At 28.4% G+C, this 617-nt stretch carries 2 protein-coding genes; one reads left to right on the top strand and one right to left on the bottom strand.

The features are described from left to right. A partial coding sequence (locus AMN99_RS05830) for a hypothetical protein (RefSeq protein ID WP_218836796.1) occupies positions 1 to 182 on the top strand: 182 nt, incomplete at its 5' end. Between the two features lie 192 nt (positions 183 to 374). Here AMN99_RS05830 and AMN99_RS05580 read toward each other — a convergent pair. Further along, positions 375 to 617: SAF domain-containing protein (locus AMN99_RS05580; protein WP_256998127.1), on the bottom strand; the 243-nt coding region annotated here is incomplete at its 5' end.

Here is a 617-nt window from a genome sequence, read left to right as displayed (position 1 = left end):
ATGAAAGTGTAACAGGAACCTCTGCATCATTTACTATAGTAGCGCATGAAGTTAGAAAAACTAAGATTAATATTGAAGCAAAAGTTTTAGACATAATTAATCGTAAATTAATTTTTATCTTTAATCAACATATCATTTCTTTATATGTGCTGGTCTTGTGCTGGTTTTCACAAATTAATTAACTTTTATTTTATTATCCTAATTGAAAGCTAAATTAAAGTTCTGTGATTTTATAGGATATTTAGACTACCTTGGACTACTATAGACTGACTTTAACTTCTATCCCTCGGCTTTTAAGTCCTTTGTGTCTACCAATTTCACCACGAGGGCATTAATGAATTTCACTGTTATATCCACAATTATTTATAACTCAACTATATTAAATTGTATTGGTAATCTCTAGCTTCTATTACCTCTTTTGGCAAATTAAGCTCAACATCATCAATTTTTATTATTTCATCTTTGTTGATATTTTTTTTTAATATTGCATTATCTGTTAAACCAAGTGGTAAAATCATTTCATTTTTTGAATTTTGAGATGTAATTAATTTACCTCTTGTACAAAACCCTCCTTCCCCGTCGAGCTTTTCACCAACTTTTAAATCTTTTTTTGCAAC

It is taken from the genome of Candidatus Pelagibacter communis, assembly GCF_001180225.1.
GTDB lineage: Bacteria > Pseudomonadota > Alphaproteobacteria > Pelagibacterales > Pelagibacteraceae > Pelagibacter > Pelagibacter ubique_D.
This window is presented reverse-complemented; position numbering and strand designations above follow the sequence as displayed.